This window comes from Streptomyces sp. HUAS MS02 (assembly GCF_055702265.1).
In genome coordinates, this window is sequence record NZ_CM146747.1 from 9,658,532 (window position 1) to 9,675,260 (window position 16,729).

The window sequence follows — 16,729 nt, forward strand, 5'->3', positions numbered from 1 at the left end:
GGCCGTCGCTGTGCGCCGACCCGGCCCTGATCGGCGCACTGCGTTTCGCCCTCGCGTCGCAGGACACCGCCTACAGCCGGGGTCGTTGAACATCCTCCTACGGTGTGATGCCACTGCCACTGCCAGTGCCCATGTCCATGCCTGTGCCGAGGAGCTGGGCGAGTTCGTCGGCGCTGATGCCGTACGTCTCCCGGATCCGTACTCCCTTCGGGCCGACGTCGAAGACGCCGTGGTCGGTGTACACGCGGCTGACGCAGCCGACGCCGGTGAGCGGGTAGGTGCACCGCGGTACGAGCTTGGGTTCGCCGGAGCGGGTGAAGAGGGTCATCATCACGTAGACGTCCTTGGCACCGATGGCGAGGTCCATGGCGCCGCCCACGGCGGGGATGTCGTCGGGCCGGCCGGTGTGCCAGTTGGCGAGGTCGCCGTCGAAGGCGACCTGGTAGGCGCCGAGGACACAGACGTCGAGGTGGCCGCCGCGCATCATCGCGAAGGAGTCGGCGTGGTGGAAGTACGCCGCCCCGGGCAGTTCGGTCACCGGGACCTTGCCGGCGTTGGTCAGGTCGGGGTCGATCGCGTCGGCCTCCGCCTTCGGGCCCATGTGGAGCATGCCGTTCTCGGTGTGCAGCACCACTCCGGAGTCGGCCGGCAGATGGTCGGCGATCTTGGTGGGCTGCCCGATGCCGAGGTTGACGAAGGAGCCGGCCGGGATGTCGCGAGCGATGACGGCGGCCAGCTCGTCCATGGAGAGCCGGTGGTCGGCGGACGCCTGGGTGCTTGAGGTCATGGTCATCGTGCCCCCTGCACGGTGTAGTGGCGGGCCGTCACCTGGACGATCCGGTCGACGTAGATGGACGGGGTGACGACGGCCTCGGGGTCCAGCTTGCCGGCCTCGACGACCTGGTCTACCTGGACGATGGTCGTCGTCGCGGCCGTGGCCATGACCGGTCCGAAGTTGCGGGCCGTCTTGCGGTAGACGAGGTTGCCCAGGGTGTCCGCGACATGGGCGCCGATCAGCGCGTAGTCGCCCTTGATCGGGTATTCGAGCAGGTAGGTACGGCCGTCGATCTCCCGGACCTCCTTGCCCTCGGCCAGCGGCGTGCCGACCGCCGTCGGGCAGTAGAAGGCGCCGATGCCGGCCCCTGCCGCGCGCATCCGCTCGGCCAGGTTGCCCTGCGGCACGACCTCCAGCTCGATCTTGCCCGCGCGGTAGAGGTCGTCGAAGACCCAGGAGTCGGCCTGACGCGGAAAGGAGCACAGCACCTTGCGCACCCGGCCGGCGGCGAGCAGCGCGGCCAGTCCGACGTCGCCGTTGCCGGCGTTGTTGGACACGATGGTGAGGTCCTTGGCGCCCTGCCGGATGAGCGCGTCGATCAGGTCGAACGGCATCCCGGCCAGGCCGAACCCGCCGACCAGGACGGTGGAGCCGTCCTCGATCCCGGCGACCGCGGCATCGGCGCTCTCGACGATCTCCGCCCGGCTCATCGGGACGCCTCCGTGGTGTCGCAGTTCTCCAGTACGACGGCCAGGCCCTGGCCGACGCCGATGCAGATCGCGGCGACGCCGTAGCGTTGCCGTGTCTCGCGCAGCACCTTGGCCAGCGTGGCGAGGACACGTCCGCCCGAGGCGCCGAGCGGGTGGCCGATCGCGATGGCGCCGCCCTTCTGGTTGACGACGGCGGGGTCGATCTTCCACGCGTCGACGCAGGCGAGCGACTGCACGGCGAAGGCCTCGTTGAGTTCGACCGCGCCCACCTGGTCCCAGCCGATCCCGGCCCGGGCCAGCGCCCGGTTCGCCGCCTCCACGGGGGCGTAGCCGAAGGCCTGCGGTTCCAGGGCCATCACGCCGCGGCCGGCGATACGGGCGATCGGGTCGGCCCCGATCGTGGCGGCGGCTCCCTCGCTGCCCAACAGCACCGCGGAGGCACCGTCGTTGAGCGGGCTGGCGTTGCCCGCGGTGATGGTGCCGCCCTGTTCCGGGGTGCGGAAGACCGGCTTGAGGCCGGCCAGCACCTCCGGCGTGGACCCGGGGCGGATACCCTCGTCGCGGGTCAGGTCGACTCCTGCGACCGGTGCCACCAGGTCGTCGTAGAAGCCCGACTCCCAGGCGGCGTGGGCGAGTCGGTGGGAGCGGGCGGCGAACTCGTCCTGCCGCTCGCGGGAGATGCCGAAGCGCTCCTGCAACTGCTCGTTGGCCTCGCCGAGGCTGACCGTCCACTCCTTCGGCATCCTCGGGTTGACCAGCCGCCAGCCCAGGGTGGTGGAGACCGCGGTGACGTCACCGGCCGGGAACGGCTTCGCCGGCTTGGGCAGCACCCACGGCGCCCGTGTCATCGACTCGACGCCACCGGTCAGCACCACCTCCGCGTCGCCGGACTCGATGGTCCGGCTGGCCGTGATCGCCGCGTCGAGGCTGGAGCCGCACAGGCGGTTCACCGTGGTGCCGGGCACGCTCACCGGAAGGCCGGCGAGCAGCGCCGCCATGCGACCCACGTTGCGATTCTCCTCCCCGGCGCCATTGGCGTTGCCCCACACCACGTCGTCGATGGCGGCGGGGTCGAGACCCGGCACCCTCGCGAGCGTCGAGGTGATCGCGGCGGCGGCGAGGTCGTCGGGGCGGACGCCGGCCAGCGCGCCGTTGAAGCGGCCGAACGGTGTCCGTGTCGCGGCATAGAGGAAAGCGCTCATGGCAACGACGTTAGATCGCCGTCGCGATATTCTGAAGTACGCATATGGAAGCTGATTGATATGGACGAGATATGGATCTGCGGCACCTGCGGTACTTCGTCGCCGTGGCCGAGGAGCGCCACTTCGGCCGCGCCGCCGAGCGGCTGCACATGGCGCAGCCGCCGCTGTCCCAGCAGATCCGTCAGCTGGAGACGGAACTCGGCGTGGAGCTGCTGCACCGCACCACACGGCGCGTCGACCTGACCGAGGCGGGTCTGGCCTACCTGGAACGGGCGCGCGCGATCCTCGCCGAGGTCGACGAGGCCGCCCACCACGCACGGCTCGTCGCGGCCGGCTCGGTGGGCCACCTCGCGATCGGGTGTGTCGGCTCGGCGACGTACAGCCTCCTGCCCGCGCTCTCGCGCCGGCTCACGGAGGAACTCCCGGGCGTCGACTTCTCCTTTCGCGGTGAGATGCTCGCACCCGACCAGGTAGAGGCGCTGCGCACCGGTGCGATCGACGTCGCGCTGCTGCGCCCGCCCGCGGCCGACCTCTCCCTCACGGTGCACACCCTGCGCCGGGACCGCCTCGTCGTCGCCGTGCCGGTCGACCATCCGCTCGCCCGCCGGAAACGGCTGCGGGTCACGGACCTCGCCGGTGCCGACCTGATCGTGCACTCGGCCGACCGCCGGTCGGTGATGTACGACGTGGTGCTGGGCCTGCTGCGTGACGCCGGCATCGAGCCGCACATCCGCCACGAGGTCGGCGAGACCTCGACCCTCGTCACGCTGGTGGCAGGGGGCCTCGGCGTCGCCGTCGTACCGGAGCCGGTCACCGCGCTGACGCTCGACGGTGTGGCCTACCTGCCACTGGCCGGGGCCGACGCGCGGGTGGAGCTGGCGGTCGCCCATCGCGCCGACCGCGCCGAGCCGCATCTGGCGCGCACGGTGGGGGTCATCCGGGCGACGACGACGGAGGACCGTTCCCCCGGTGCCGGAGGAGTCGTGTCGCCTACGCGACGATCTTCGTGACGGACTCCCGGGCCTGCCGCGCGATGCGGTCGTCGATCACGTCGTCCGCTCCGCCCACGCCGACGGCGCCGATGACCTCCCCGTCGGCCGTGACGATCGGCACGCCGCCCCCGACCGGCAGCAGGTTCGAGTCGACCGGATGAGGAATGCGCGACCAGCATCTCGGGCAGGCGGCGAATGCTGCGAACTCGGCGGTTCCAGCCGACCGGGGGCTGGCCGGAGGGCAGTGATTCGACTCGGCCACCACCATCACCACTTCGAACGGGTCCTACCGGCGCGGCCGGCAGCGCGGCCGCTGTCTCCACGACGTTGATCGAACTCATTGCATGCCTCCCAGCGGGCTGCTCGCACCACGGCCCAAGCAGCCCGCACCTCACATTCAGCGGATGTCGGGAAGCCATCCGGGCAGGGGCGATCGTTGGTCGACCGTTCGGCAAAACCTCCAGTTGTTCACCTTGAATCGGTGCTACACAGCCGTCCTCCCAGAACCGGATCCCGGTAGCCCCGCACTGGGACGTGTGGGCAGGGCCGCGGGGAGGTAACAACAGCCCATGCGCTGGGGAGAGCTCGTCATTGCCGTGATCGGAGTACTGGTCGGGGTGCTGGCCACCGAAGGAGTTCACTACTGGCGAGGCCGCCTTGAGAATCCGGCTGTCAGGTTGACGGTGAGGGCCGGCGACGCCAGGGGAGATTTCACCTTGAGCAACCTTGGCTACACGAGTGCCTACCGTGTCGGGGTGTCCGTCGGATGGGAGACGCCAAGGGGGCACTTCCGGCCGTCCCATCACATCAGACAGTGGAAAGAGGTGCCCCCCGGTGCCGAGCTGCGGTTCTCGGCCCCGCCGGTCTACATGAACGGCAGCGAGACCGTGATGGTCGTTGCGTGGCGTGAGGGCAAGGAACCGACAAGCCGACGGCGCATGCAGTTATGGCCGCTGGTATGAACCGGCTGTGACAGCTACGGATCACGCGGCCTGGACGGCTGCTGTCGGTCGGGGGACTGCGGCGGTGGGGTGGGCGGGATGCCGGGCGAGACGGCGGGTCGTGAGGGTGACGGCCGCGCTGGTGAGCATCGCTTCTCTCTCATCGTCACGCACCGCCGCCCAGCGCGGTGAACGGATCGCCCTTGCACGCGACCGCGGCGAGGTACATCGTGGTGACCCGTGAACGCTGTTCGGCGCGTGGGAGTCCGGTGAGTTCCCTGTACACCTCACGAATCTCCTGCTGTTGATCGCTCGAAAGGTAGGCCATGCCGCTGCTGTGAGGCTCGGGTTCACCGAGAACCCAGCTCGCAGCGACGCTCTGCGCCGAGACATCACTGCTGCTGGCTGTGCCCGCGTATGCGGAACACCTCGGTACCAGGCTGTTGGCAATGAGAGCCCTGGTGAGTTCCTCCCCCTCGGTGGCGGCGAGTTCATCGTCCGCGAAGTCGAAAAGAGCGGTCCGGCGGGACCGGTGCGGTCCAGAGCCGTCCGGCCATACTTCGGTGTTCTCCCGGATAGAGGTCGGTGCCTGGTCCCCCAGGGCGTCGCCCATCATGCGCAGTGCGTCCTTGGCAGGGCTCGCGAAGTCGTCCAGCCGTGCCTGGTGGGTGTGGGTCACGCATACCGGGCCGTCGCACACCAGCCGCGCTGCGGCCTTGTCGACTACGTACACCTGACGCGGGTCGGAGGGGAGAACGAGGAGGGCTATCACCGCGCCCGCAAGGACCGGCGCCAGCGCCAGGAGCCGGTTACGGAGGCTTGCGGCGGTGAGCAGTGCGAAGCCGGTCGCGGCCATGCCGCACAGCCAGATCGTCTGTCCGACGTGCACGGGTACGGAGAGTGTGAGGAGTACGTCGCGCGCTTCCTGTGCCGCCGGCGACAGCAGCGAGAACAGGTTCGGCTCCGAGCCCGGAATTCCCGTCGCCGCGTCCACCTTCGTCAAGGACATGTCCGCGAGCACCGTGAGTACCAGCATGCCCACGGCCACCGCAGGAGGCGTGAGCAGGAAGGGCAGGGCGCGCCCCACCCCCATGCCCAGGACGGCCCCGGAGACAGCGGTCAGTGCCCCCACCAGTGAAATCGGCAGCCAGCCGAGGTGTGTATAGCTGGTGTTGGCGAGAACCTGCACCCCGCCGACGAGCACGACGGCCGCGAAAGCTGCGGCCAGTGTCATCGCCATCGCGGCCGACAGCACGGCCGCGCGGTGCGAGGTGGGGCGTGGTGTGCTGGCCAACAGTTCGGATGTCCTGGAGCGGTGGTCACGCAAGCCCTGTAGCGCCCCGAGCCCCGCAGCCAACGACCACACGAAGTTGAGCAGGCGGCGGGTCTCCAGGGCCATGGAGGTCCACTGATCCGTCCATCCAGTGATGGTCGGAACATCCGAGTCGAAAATCAGGTACAAGAAGGCCAGTGTCATCGTCAGGGCCGCGGCTCCGGCCCACGGGGCGACGGAGCGCTTCAGCTCGATACGCAAGATGCGTGCGTTCACCAGGATCCTCCGTGCTTGCCGGGGCCCCGCAGCAGAGCCGAGTAGCCACGTTCCAGAGGACTGTCACCGACGTGCTCGGGGCCGCCCGCCGCGGCCAGCTCGTCCGGGAACCCCTGGAGGACCAGTCGCCCCTCGGCGAGGAGCACCACGTCGGTGCAGGCGGCGGCGACGTCCTCCACCAGGTGGGTCGAGACGACCACGCAGGTGTCCGTGCCCAGCTCCTGCAGCAGCTCACGGAAGCGCAGCCGCTGCGCGGGGTCCAGACCCACCGTCGGTTCGTCAAGCAGCAGGACGGCCGGATCGTTGACGAGGGCCTGGGCGATCCCGACCCTCCGCACCATGCCCCCCGACAGAGCCTTCGTCCTCTCGTCGGCGCGGTCGGCCGGGCCCACCCGTTGCACGGCGCGCTTCACGGCCGCGGGGATGTCCGCCCTGGGCACTTCCTTCAACCAGGCCATGTACGCGACGAACTCGCGCACCGTGAAGCGCTTGTAGTAGCCGAACCGCTGCGGCAGGTAGCCGATCCGGCGGCGCAGCGCGCGGTGCTCGCTCAGGCCGCCGATGAACTTGCCGAGCAGTTCCAGGGTGCCCCCGGCGGGGCGCAGCACGGTGGCCAGCGCCCGGACAAGGGTGGTCTTGCCCGCCCCGTCGGGGCCGAGGAGGCCGTGTACGCCGGTGCCCAGCGACAGGTCGAGCCCGTCGGCGGCCATCCGTCCCCTGCCGACTCCGACCTCCAGCCCGACGGCACGGATCTCCCATGCGTAGGCCGTCGGTGCGATGTCGGCCGCGTTCACAGCAGGCATCACTGCTTCCTTTCCCATGGTCACTGATGGTTCTCCAACACGGAGTAGGCGCCCTTGCGGGCGATGGCGACACTGACGCCGAGCCCGAGGATCAGCCCTCACACGGGCAGACCGTCCGCCTGCAGGGCGAAGGCCGTAAGGCTGGTGGCCAGGGTCGGTGCCACGATCACGGCGGCCCGTACGGCGTTCAGCACGACGGCGGCGCGGGTCACGCCGACGGCACCGCCGAGCGCCGGGGCCGCCGAGGTGAAGCTCCTCGAACGCCGCACGGTCACCCATGGCCACCAGCCTGATGAGGCCTTCCTCGTCCGGCTCGCCCGGTGTCTTCCTCACTGGTCTCACACCCTCTAGACGCCGGGTGCAAGGAAGCGGGCTTTCGGTTGCCTGTGATCCACATCACCCCGAACATCGCGAAGGCGCGTCAAGTCCCGCACCGGCGGGCGCTTGCCGCGCCGGTGTACCTGCACCTCCACGACACCTTCATGAGGATCGCCGCACCCGTCGTGATGTCCGCCGGCACCGCCCAGGCGTAGGTCAACGCCGTGACAGGCCTGCTCGCCGAACGGGCCCCGGGCCTGCTCAGGACTTGGCGCGAGCACGACCCGGAGTACCGTCCTGCCGGAGGGGAGGGGACCCTCGCCGAATGCGACCGCGTCGGCGACGGCCGAGCCGACGACTTGCCAAGCACCGCCGGCACGGCGTGAACGCCCGGGCCGTCACCGATCCCACCGGTGAGGTGCTGTGGATCTCGCCCGCACTGCCCGGCCGCACGCACGACCTGACCGCAACCCGCAACCACCGCATCATCCGGATCTGCGAACGCCAGGGCGTCCCCGTCCTCGCCGACCGAGCTCACCAAGGCGCCGGAACCTGGGTCACCACCACGGACTCGGACGGCTACCCGGCGGTGCACTCACCCCCACCCGGCGCACCGTCAACCGGGCCCGGACCGCGGTGTGAGCACCGGTCGAACACGGCATGGCCCGGCTGAAGTCCTGCCAGATCTTCCGCAGGTCCCGGATCAGCTCCAACCGCATGACCGTCACCACCAAAGCCGTCCTCACCCTGGGGAGGCAACACGGACATCGCGCACTGATCCGTACGGCGCAGGAAAAAGTCGGGGCGCGGTGTCAACCGGGTCCACATCCCGGGGCGTATAGCTCATGCAACGTGACCAGCACCGGGGAGCCCATGACCGTCGAGGAGTTCGAGGAGTTCTACATGCATGCTCGGCAGTCCCTGGTGGGGCAGCTGTACCTGATGACCGGTGACCTCCACGAGGCGCAGGACGTCGTGCAGGAGGCATTCGTGCGCGCCTGGGTCAGGCGTGGGCGACTCGACCGGGACGCCGGGCCCGAGGCGTGGATCCGGACTGTCGCCTGGCGGCTCGCTGTCAGCAGGTGGCGCCGGCGGGGCAGGTCCCTGGATGCCTGGCGGCGCCATGCGGGCGGGGAGGCGGGCAGCGCCGCAGGCCCCGATCCCGGCACGGTCGCTTTGGTGGCCGCACTGCGGCAGTTATCCGAACGACAGCGCCGGATCGCCGTCCTGTACTACGTCTGCGACCTCAGCGTCGAACAGGTCGCCGCCGAGACCGGCATTGCGACCGGCACGGTCAAGGCCTATCTCTCTCGGGCACGCGCCGCCCTCGCTTCCCCTCTGTCCGAAGCCGAGTTCAAGGAGGACCACGGTGTCTGAGCCTTACGAGCCCCATGAATCGGGCCAGGACCTCGCCTTGGCTCCGGCCCTCAAACGGGCCGCCGACGTCCGCGGTCGGCTGGTGCCCGTGCCGGTCGCCCGCATCAAGGCCCTCGGTGTCCGTCGTCGGCGCCGGGTCCTGGCCGCCGCTGCCGCCTGCGTGGTGTGCGTGCTGGGCGGGGGCGGTGCCCTGGCCGCCGCGCAGCTCGAACCGGACCCACGCCCCGGCGCTCCGGCAGTCGAGCCGACACCGACACCCAGCTGTCTCACGGCCTCTCCGCCTGATTCACCCATGCCGGGTTCAGCGGATTCGCCGGCTTCCTCTGCGGTGAAACCTCTCGTCGGCTCCGGTCCCATGGCCGACGCGGATTCCGCACGACCAGCGTCGAGCAACACGACGTCCAGCTCGGTCACCATCAGACAGCGCTCAGGGGCGGCGACGAACGCGCCGTCCGCGGACAACTGTGACAGCGCCGCCACCGCCCCGGACGCCCCCTCTTCACCGACGGGCGCCGCGGAAAAGTCCACGGCAGCGGTCATACCGCCTTCCGGCTTGTAAGGACACCACCTCCTGTGCCCAAGACTCCGCAGGACGACACCGCGAAGAGGGCGGCCTGCGCTTGGCAGCCCTCAGCGTCGCTGCCACTGCCCGTCACCGTCGCCGGGGCCGCGCTGGCTTCTGGGTCGGCAACACCCATGGCGTCACCCCCGACTGGATAGCCCTGGACAGCATCGGCAAGTGGATCGACGTCCCGCAGACGTACACCCGCCAACTCCACCCGGGCACCCGCTACACCATTGCCGACGCCGCCTACGGCCACATCGTCCTCGGACGTACCGCGTGATCGTCAAGCGCACGCGGCGTCGGGACGACGTAGCGGTCCACCCGGACCGGCGCCGCCTGCGAGTCGGCGTCGGAAGCGGGCGCCGATCACAGGCTGTCGGTCACCGGAGCGAATGCCTTCTTGCCGACGGCGGCCGGTCCGATGTGGGGGGAAGGGCACGTCTTCGAAGACGTGGCACGAGACCGGGACTCCCCACTCCTGCCGGGCACCGAAGTCGGCCATCCGAGAAGGCAGACCTCTCCCGTGTGACGGGCGTCACCACACCTGCGGACCGCTCCGGGCGTCTCAGAAGTGTTCCGAAACCGCGTTTCTGTCAGTCCACCAAGGAGAACGAATGCTGAGACTCCGACGGCGACATGCCACCACACCAGCAGTGAGTCCTCACCTGCTTCAGCGTCAGCAGGCCCGAAGAGAAGGTCTGTTGTCTTCACCGCGCACGACTCGGCAGCATGACTGGGCACTGCGGCGCCGGCTGCTGGCGGTCGCGGCATGTGTGCTGCTCATGGCCGGCACCGCCGAGTCGGCTGTCGCATCGTCCGGCCCCCTGGCGTGGGCACCGTGTGCCGACCGCCCTGAATTTGAATGCGGCACCCTGACCAGGCCAATCGACCCCGACCGCCCAGGCGGTGACACATTTCCTATGGCCTTGGCCCGCCACCGTGCGACTGATCCCGACCGCCGCATCGGTGTGCTCGTGATCAACCCGGGCGGCCCTGGCGTATCCGGCGTCAACTTCACGTTCGGCGCACCATCCTATTTCAGCCCGGAGGTGCTGGCGCGTTTCGACATCGTCGGTTTCGACCCGCGGGGCGTCGGACTCAGCCAACCGGTGCGCTGCTCCTCCGAAATGTATTTCGGCGGACCCACGACACACCCCGCCGACCAGGCCGGATTCGAGAGGCTGCGCGAGCACGGTCGGCAGCTGCGCGAGGACTGTGCCCGGCGCTCCGGGCCGATCGTGGACCACGTCTCCACCGACGACGTCGTGCGCGACATGGACGCCCTGCGTGAGGCTCTGGGAGAACGGAAAATCAGCTACTACGGACTGTCCTACGGCACCGTCATCGGCCAGCGCTACGCCGAACGCTACGGCGACAACCTGCGCGCGACGCTGCTGGATTCGGTGGTGGACCGGGGCCTGAACGCCCAGGACTATGTGGCGGTATCCGCCCGAGCCGCCGGTGACGTGTTCGAGGAGTGGGTGCAGTGGAACACCCGCACCCCTTCCTCACCGCTGCACGGGCAGAACGTCGAAGCCCTGTGGGACGGCCTGATGGCCAGGGCGGCCCGGGGCGAGCTCGTCGATCCGGGCGCTCCGGACAGCCGCATCACCGTGTACGACCTCAGCGGCTATCTGATCGCATCGGCCTATGGTCCGGACTGGGCCGACGTCAGCTCATGGGTCCTGGCATTGCACGAGGGCAATGCCATCACGCCGCAGGCCGGACGTTCGGACGACCCCGATGACACCCCGTTGTACGCCACCGCCTTCACGGCCGTCTCCTGTGCCGATCTGAGCTTCCGCATACGCAATTTCGCCGAGTACGAGGCGCTGACGCGGGTGGAGAAGCAGATTTCTCCCCGCACGATGGGATCGATCCACGGCAACGCGGCACTGACCAACTGCCTCGGCAGCCCCGAAGCCCGCAACCCGCAACGGCCAGGCACCATGCGCACACAAGTGCCCGCCCTGCTCCTCAACAGTAGGCACGACCCCGCAACTTCACACGAGAACGCTACTGCCGTGCAGCGCCAGCAGGGCAAGGCGGTTGTACTCGCGACCTACGAGGGGTCCGGGCACGGCACGTACGACCGAAGCGACTGCACCCGGCAGGTCAGCGACAACTACCTGCTGAAGCTGACCGTGCCACGCAACGGGCTCTCGTGCCCTTCAGCAGACCAGTAACGCCCACACCTACGACGGGACACATCCACATGCGATTCGGCAGGCTGAAAATCCTGGGGCTCGCCGCGGCGATTCTGACCGCCCTGATCATCACCCCGGCGCCGTCGGGGGCGGCCGCAGCGCAAAACAGCACCTCTCGGATCGAGTACACGCTGGGAGACACGGCCTTCACCGTTCCGGGATTCCTCGACGAGGAACGGGAGAAGGAGGCCAAGATCGAGTTGACTGCTGTCGTCCACTATCCGCAGTCCTCACGGGGGCCACGCCCGGTGGTGATGCTCGCGCACGGTTACTGGGACACATGCGACGATGACGAATCGCTGCCCTGGTCCTGGCCCTGCCCGGCGGGAACACCGCCGATCCGGAGCTACACGGGTTACGACTACCTTGCGAAAGCGCTCGCGGAACAGGGATTCGTCGCCGTCTCGGTAGGCGTGAACGGTATCAACGCGGGTGAACTGGGACCACCCTCCGACATGGCGCGCGCCACACTGGTGAACAAGCACCTGGAGATGCTCCGTGACGGGAACGTCGGCAAAGGCCCTCTGGCCGAGCGACTGCGGGCGTTGCGTGGTCGGCTCGACCTGACCAACGTCGGGCTGATGGGACATTCCCGTGGCGGCAGGGGTGTGGTCTGGCAGGCAGCCGACATCCACGCGGCTGACCTCCCCCACGGAGTCCGCCTGCGGGCAGCCGTCCCCCTCGCTCCTGCCGACTACCACGTTTCCGATCCGGATTCACCCGAGCACCTCAACTACCGCATCACAAAGATCCCGTTCGCTGTGCTGGCCGGGGACTGCGACGGGGGCGCGTCCATGAACCGTCGCACTTTCGCGAAGAACGCGGCCGGGCGGAACAAGGTCCCCTTCTACGAGGTGGACCTCGCCGGCGCGAACCACAACTTCTTCAACTCCGAGTGGGCGCACGACAACGACACCGGTTGCGCCCCGGAGGACACCTGGAGCGTGCCCCAGGTGCAGGACGCCACGAGCCGGTACATCGTCTCTTTCTTCCGGCTCCACATCCTCGGTGACCAATCCGTCAAGAACACCGTCCTCAAAGGATTTTCGGGGGTCCGGGTCACCACCCATCAGCCGGTGAGCCGACTGACCTCCAGGAGGTAGCAGCAAGGTCTCCTCGAAACCTGTCCACGTACCTGAACAATGGAGGAGTTTTGCGCGCAAACAGGAATAGGGCGGGCGCGGCCATGGTGGCCGCTCTGCTGACGGCCGGGCTTTTATCGGGTGCCACCGCGGCGGCCTCGGGGAGCGGTGGGACCGCGGCGGGGACGTCAGGGGCGGTGGCAGGGCAGGCGCGGACGAGCGTCTCCGTGGTAACGCTGATCACCGGTGACCGGGTCCACGTCGACGGCCGGGGCCAGGTGACGCGGGTGCAGCCCGCGGAGGTCCGCAGGGGCGTCGGGATGCGGATCAACCGTGTCGCCGGGCAGGTGTATGTGATACCGGACGACGCCGCGCGCCTGGTTGCCGAGAAGAGGGTGGACCTGCGGCTGTTCAACGTCACGGGCCTGCTGAGGGCTCGTTACGACGACGCGCACCGGGCGTCGCTGCCGATCATCGTGTCGTACGGGAAGAACGCGGAGCGCAGGGCGGAGGCGAAGTCGGCCATCGCCGAGGCGCACATCTCGGTGCGGCGGAGCCTGCCCACGCTGCGTGGTGAGGCGTTGACGGCGCCCAAGGACGACATGCCGGAGGTCTGGGAGGCGCTGACCGCCGGGGGTGACTCGCGGACCGGGGGCCGGGAGACCGCCGCGGGGATCGAGCGGGTCTGGCTGGACGGCAAGCGGCAGGCCATGCTGGACAAGAGCGTGCCGCAGATCGGCGCGCCGGCCGCGTGGGAGGCGGGGTACGACGGCAAGGGCGTGAAGGTCGCCGTCCTCGACACCGGGGTCGACGCGGAGCATCCCGACCTCAAGGGCGTCGCCGTCCGGAGCAAGGACTTCTCCGGCTCCGGCAGCACCCTCGACAACCAGGGTCACGGTACGCATGTCGCCTCGACGGTGGCGGGTTCCGGGGCGAAGTCGGGCGGCACGTACAAGGGCGTCGCGCCCGGCGCGACGATCATCAGCGCGAAGGTGCTGGACGACTCCGGGTACGGTCAGGACTCCGGGATAGTCGAGGGCATGCAGTGGGCCGCCGACCAGGGCGCGAAGATCGCGAACATGAGCCTCGGCGACGTCGACACCCCGGAGATGGACCCGCTGGAGATGGCGGTCGAGAGGATCTCCGAGGAGAACAACGTCCTCTTCGTCATCGCCGCGGGCAACGCCGGACCGACCCCGGACACCATCGGCTCGCCCGGCAGCGCTCCCTCCGCCCTGACCGTGGGCGCGGTCGACAGCAAGGACGGGATCGCCGACTTCTCCAGTGTGGGCCCGGCGGCGGACGGTTCGCTGAAGCCGGATCTCACCGCGCCGGGTGTGGACATCGTCGCGGCGAGGTCCACGACCGGCCGGCTTTCCTCGCGCGGGGCGCCGGACGGTTACCTCGCCCTGTCCGGTACGTCGATGGCGACTCCGCATGTCGCGGGTGCCGCGGCGATCCTGGCGCAGGAGCACCCGGACTGGAGCGGGCAGCGCATCAAGCAGGCGCTGACAGCTTCGGCCAAGCCGTCCGCCGGGCTGACCGTGTACCAGCAGGGCACCGGCCGTGCCGACCTGGCGAAGGCGGTCGGGCAGACCGTCGTCAGCGAGCAGACCTCGGTGAACTTCGGCCTCCAGCAGTGGCCGCACAGCGACGACAAGCCGGTGACCCAGCAGATCACCTACCGCAACACCGGCACCAAGGCGGTCACCCTCGACCTGTCGCTGGAGACCACCGGTCCCGACGGCAAGGCGGCTCCCGGCGGCTTCTTCACCCTGGACGACCGGCAGATCACCGTCCCGGCCGGCGGCACGGCGAGCGTCCCCCTCGCCGCGGACACCAGCGTCGGCAGCACGGACGGCGGCTTCACCGGCGCGGTCGTCGCCATGGCAACCGACGGCGGCCAGAGCGTCCGTACGACCTTCGGTGCCGTCCGTGAGATCGAGTCCTACGACATCACGCTCAAGTTCTTCGACACCGAGGGCAAGCCCTCCGCGTCGGACGCCGTGATCTTCGGCCACGATGTCGACTTCTGGAAGAGCGCGGCCGACAGGGACGGCGACGGGGTCGCCAAGATCCGGGTGCCCAAGGGCACGTACATCCTCGACACCGTGATCCAGACCCCGCGGGCGAACTCCGAGCCGGACCAGGCCCTTATGGTCCAGCCGAAGCTGGTGCTCACCGAGAACACCACGGTCACCTTCGACGCCCGCAAGGCGAAGCCGGTCAGCATCACCGTGCCCGGGTCCGCGAAGCTCGTCGGCGGGCTCTCGAGCTGGACCATGAGGGCCACCCCCTCCGCGTCCTCGCGCACCACGGGCAGGGTGACTCCCATGTTCCCCGAGTACTGGGAGAACGCCCGGTTCGGCCAGGTCGGCGCACCGGTTCCGGCGGACATGTTCAACGCACAGGTCGGCGGTCTCTGGCAGAAGGGCAGCACCACCTACAGCGCGATGTACAACCGCACCGGTTCGTTCTACACCGGGTTCACCCACAGGGCCGCCGAGAGCGAATTCGCCCTGGTGAACCTCAAGCTCGGCACCTCCGCCAAGAACCGCAAGGCCACGTTCGTGCCTTTCTGGGCAACGGACGCGGGAGAGCTCGGTGCGAGCGCCGAGCCGTTCGCCGTGCCCGTCGTCGCGAAGGCCTATGTCTCCTCGCCCCAGGGCCTCGGCTTGAGGTTCGGCGCCCAGGTCGACGAGGAGGAGCAGTTCACCGAGGTTACGCAGGAGGGTGCGGAGCCGAAGACCTACGAGGCGGGGAAGACGTACACGGAGCCGTTCAACGTCGGTGTGCTCAGCCCGCGGGTGACTCCGCTGGACGAAACCGAGCGGATCGGTGACGAAATGATCTTCTGCATGGGTGAGTTCTCCGACAGCGCCAGTCACTTCGGCAGGTCGCCGGCCGCCACGCAGCGGTCCACGCTCACCGTCGACGGAAAGAAGATCATCGACGAGGAGGGCAAGCCGTGTCTTCTCGCCGACGGCCTTCCCGCCGAGTCCGCCACGTTCAAGGTCAGCACGGACGCGACACGATCCGCGTCGGTCGCGGGTGTCTCCACCCGGGTCGCGGCGTCCTGGACGTTCACGTCAAAGACGGTCACGGGCGCCAAGCCCGCCAAGCTGCCGCTCTCCGTGGTCGCCTTCAACCCGGAGCTGGATCTGACGAGCACCGCGAAGGCGGGCAAGAAGCTCACTGTCCCGCTCTCCATTCAGGGTCCGGCAGCGAAGAACTTCAAGTCTCTGAGCGTGCAGGTCTCTTACGACGGTGGCAAGAAGTGGGCCGAGACCGAGGTCACCGCTCAGAACGGAAAGCGCACCATCTCGCTGCACCACCCGAAGGAGGCCACGTCGGTCTCCTTCAAAGCGAAGCTCGTCGACAAGAGCCGCAACACGTACGACGTCACCATCGAGAAGGCGTACCTGCTCAAGTAACGCCTGCTCCGCGGAGTGCCTGCTCCGCTCAGCCGGCCGGTGTGCCGGTCGGCCCGCCACGCGCCCGGGGACACCCCATGTCCTCGGGCGCGTGGGCATCTCAGCGGGAGCGACGAAAGTGAATCGGGCGCCGCGGGCAAAGGCGGCCGCCCCGCTCAGGACCACCGGCCCTGTCCGGGGGTCCTGTCAGGTCGAGGCATCTCTCCATGGCGTCTTCAACGGGCGTACGGCTCGGTCGGCGGCAGCGGCGGCCGAGCCGCTTCCAGCGCCGGCCCCGGAAGGCGGGGCCCGCGCTTCGCGCGGACGACGGGACTTTCAAGGAGTCCAGCCTGTTGCCGCTCCGGGCGATCAGTGCGTCGCGGTAGGGGAGGGCCTGGGGTATGGCCCCGTGCTTGCCGGCGTCGACGTGACCGCGCCAGATCCGCTCGCCCGTGTTCGCGTCGAGGCCGGACAGATCGCCGTCGGGGCCGAAGAAGTACACGACGTTCCGGTGCGGCGACACCACCGGTTTCGCCAGGTCGGGCCAGTTCACCTCGCTGTCGTGCACATGACGTCCCTCTCTCCTGGACAGTCCCATGGAGCCCGGTCGGACCAGGCCGACCGAGGGAAGGACGCTCGATGCTCGCGGAAGCACAACCGGGCCCGGCCCTCTGCTGTCCCACCGTCCGTTGCCGGTGTTGTGGGCGTGCGGCGGGACGCGCCGACTCTTGGCGCGTGGACGACCTGGGCACCTGGTGAGGCCGTCGCGGACGCGCGGCGCCGACGCCGCGCGCA

General features: G+C 69.3%; 15 protein-coding genes and 1 pseudogene. 8 read left to right on the forward strand and 8 right to left on the reverse strand.

Annotated elements, in window-relative coordinates:
• Positions 1-97 precede the first annotated feature (97 nt).
• Genes ACZ9QC_RS41750 through ACZ9QC_RS41760 form a run of 3 tightly spaced genes read right to left on the reverse strand, consistent with a single transcriptional unit; the run spans position 98 to position 2,687 of the window.
• Positions 98-793 (reverse strand): 3-oxoacid CoA-transferase subunit B, encoded by a 696-nt coding sequence (locus ACZ9QC_RS41750; protein WP_472917896.1) that lies wholly within the window; start codon positions 791-793, stop codon positions 98-100.
• Positions 790-1,485 carry a 3-oxoacid CoA-transferase subunit A gene (locus ACZ9QC_RS41755; protein ID WP_215455433.1) on the reverse strand — a complete coding sequence of 232 codons (696 nt, stop codon included), beginning with the start codon at positions 1,483-1,485 and terminating at the stop codon, positions 790-792. The genes ACZ9QC_RS41750 and ACZ9QC_RS41755 overlap by 4 nt, the downstream gene beginning before the upstream one ends.
• Positions 1,482-2,687 (reverse strand): thiolase family protein, encoded by a 1,206-nt coding sequence (locus ACZ9QC_RS41760; RefSeq protein ID WP_472917897.1) that lies wholly within the window; start codon positions 2,685-2,687, stop codon positions 1,482-1,484. Before ACZ9QC_RS41760 ends, ACZ9QC_RS41755 begins: the two co-directional genes overlap by 4 nt.
• A gap of 71 nt (positions 2,688-2,758) precedes the next feature.
• On the opposite strand from ACZ9QC_RS41760, the gene ACZ9QC_RS41765 reads away from it, so the two are divergent.
• Positions 2,759-3,697: a LysR substrate-binding domain-containing protein gene (locus ACZ9QC_RS41765; protein ID WP_472917898.1), complete on the forward strand. Its 939-nt coding sequence runs from the start codon at positions 2,759-2,761 to the stop codon at positions 3,695-3,697.
• Here the strand turns inward: ACZ9QC_RS41765 and ACZ9QC_RS41770 are convergent.
• Positions 3,678-3,947: a heme-binding protein gene (locus ACZ9QC_RS41770; RefSeq protein WP_472921964.1), complete on the reverse strand. Its 270-nt coding sequence runs from the start codon at positions 3,945-3,947 to the stop codon at positions 3,678-3,680. The two genes, ACZ9QC_RS41765 and ACZ9QC_RS41770, sit on opposite strands and share 20 nt — an antisense overlap.
• Before the next feature lie 301 nt (positions 3,948-4,248).
• Here ACZ9QC_RS41770 and ACZ9QC_RS41775 point away from each other — a divergent pair, with 301 nt between their 5' ends.
• Positions 4,249-4,641 (forward strand): hypothetical protein, encoded by a 393-nt coding sequence (locus ACZ9QC_RS41775; RefSeq protein WP_472917899.1) that lies wholly within the window; start codon positions 4,249-4,251, stop codon positions 4,639-4,641.
• Between the two features lie 145 nt (positions 4,642-4,786).
• Here ACZ9QC_RS41775 and ACZ9QC_RS41780 read toward each other — a convergent pair whose 3' ends face one another.
• The 3 genes from ACZ9QC_RS41780 to ACZ9QC_RS41790 all read right to left on the reverse strand — a co-directional run bounded on the left by ACZ9QC_RS41780 (position 4,787) and on the right by ACZ9QC_RS41790 (position 7,247).
• The gene (locus tag ACZ9QC_RS41780) at positions 4,787-6,169 is read right to left on the reverse strand and encodes a hypothetical protein (protein WP_472917900.1); all 1,383 of its coding nucleotides are present in this window, start codon (positions 6,167-6,169) and stop codon (positions 4,787-4,789) included.
• Positions 6,166-6,972, reverse strand: a complete 807-nt coding sequence (locus tag ACZ9QC_RS41785) for an ABC transporter ATP-binding protein (protein ID WP_472917901.1) — start codon at positions 6,970-6,972, stop codon at positions 6,166-6,168. The genes ACZ9QC_RS41780 and ACZ9QC_RS41785 overlap by 4 nt, the downstream gene beginning before the upstream one ends.
• A gap of 98 nt (positions 6,973-7,070) precedes the next feature.
• Positions 7,071-7,247 carry a hypothetical protein gene (locus ACZ9QC_RS41790; RefSeq protein ID WP_472917902.1) on the reverse strand — a complete coding sequence of 59 codons (177 nt, stop codon included), beginning with the start codon at positions 7,245-7,247 and terminating at the stop codon, positions 7,071-7,073.
• Positions 7,248-7,400: 153 nt separating this feature from the next.
• On the opposite strand from ACZ9QC_RS41790, the pseudogene ACZ9QC_RS41795 reads away from it, so the two are divergent.
• From ACZ9QC_RS41795 to ACZ9QC_RS41820, 6 genes and pseudogenes are all read left to right on the forward strand, one after another.
• A pseudogene (locus tag ACZ9QC_RS41795) lies at positions 7,401-8,049 on the forward strand (transposase family protein); the annotation flags it as partial.
• 114 nt (positions 8,050-8,163) lie between these two features.
• A complete protein-coding gene (locus tag ACZ9QC_RS41800; RefSeq protein ID WP_472921965.1) occupies positions 8,164-8,667 on the forward strand; it encodes a SigE family RNA polymerase sigma factor in 504 nt (167 codons plus the stop codon).
• A gap of 620 nt (positions 8,668-9,287) precedes the next feature.
• Positions 9,288-9,512 (forward strand): hypothetical protein, encoded by a 225-nt coding sequence (locus ACZ9QC_RS41805; RefSeq protein WP_472917903.1) that lies wholly within the window; start codon positions 9,288-9,290, stop codon positions 9,510-9,512.
• Between the two features lie 640 nt (positions 9,513-10,152).
• Positions 10,153-11,418 (forward strand): alpha/beta fold hydrolase, encoded by a 1,266-nt coding sequence (locus ACZ9QC_RS41810; protein WP_472917904.1) that lies wholly within the window; start codon positions 10,153-10,155, stop codon positions 11,416-11,418.
• Positions 11,419-11,447: 29 nt separating this feature from the next.
• Entirely contained in the window at positions 11,448-12,542 is a 1,095-nt protein-coding gene (locus ACZ9QC_RS41815) for an alpha/beta hydrolase family protein (protein WP_472917905.1), read from the forward strand.
• Between the two features lie 206 nt (positions 12,543-12,748).
• Positions 12,749-15,955, forward strand: coding sequence for a S8 family peptidase (locus ACZ9QC_RS41820; protein WP_472917906.1), 3,207 nt, complete (start codon positions 12,749-12,751; stop codon positions 15,953-15,955).
• 100 nt (positions 15,956-16,055) lie between these two features.
• Here the strand turns inward: ACZ9QC_RS41820 and ACZ9QC_RS41825 are convergent, their stop codons facing one another.
• Entirely contained in the window at positions 16,056-16,502 is a 447-nt protein-coding gene (locus ACZ9QC_RS41825; protein ID WP_472917907.1) for a hypothetical protein, read from the reverse strand.
• Between the last annotated feature and the right edge of the window lie 227 nt (positions 16,503-16,729).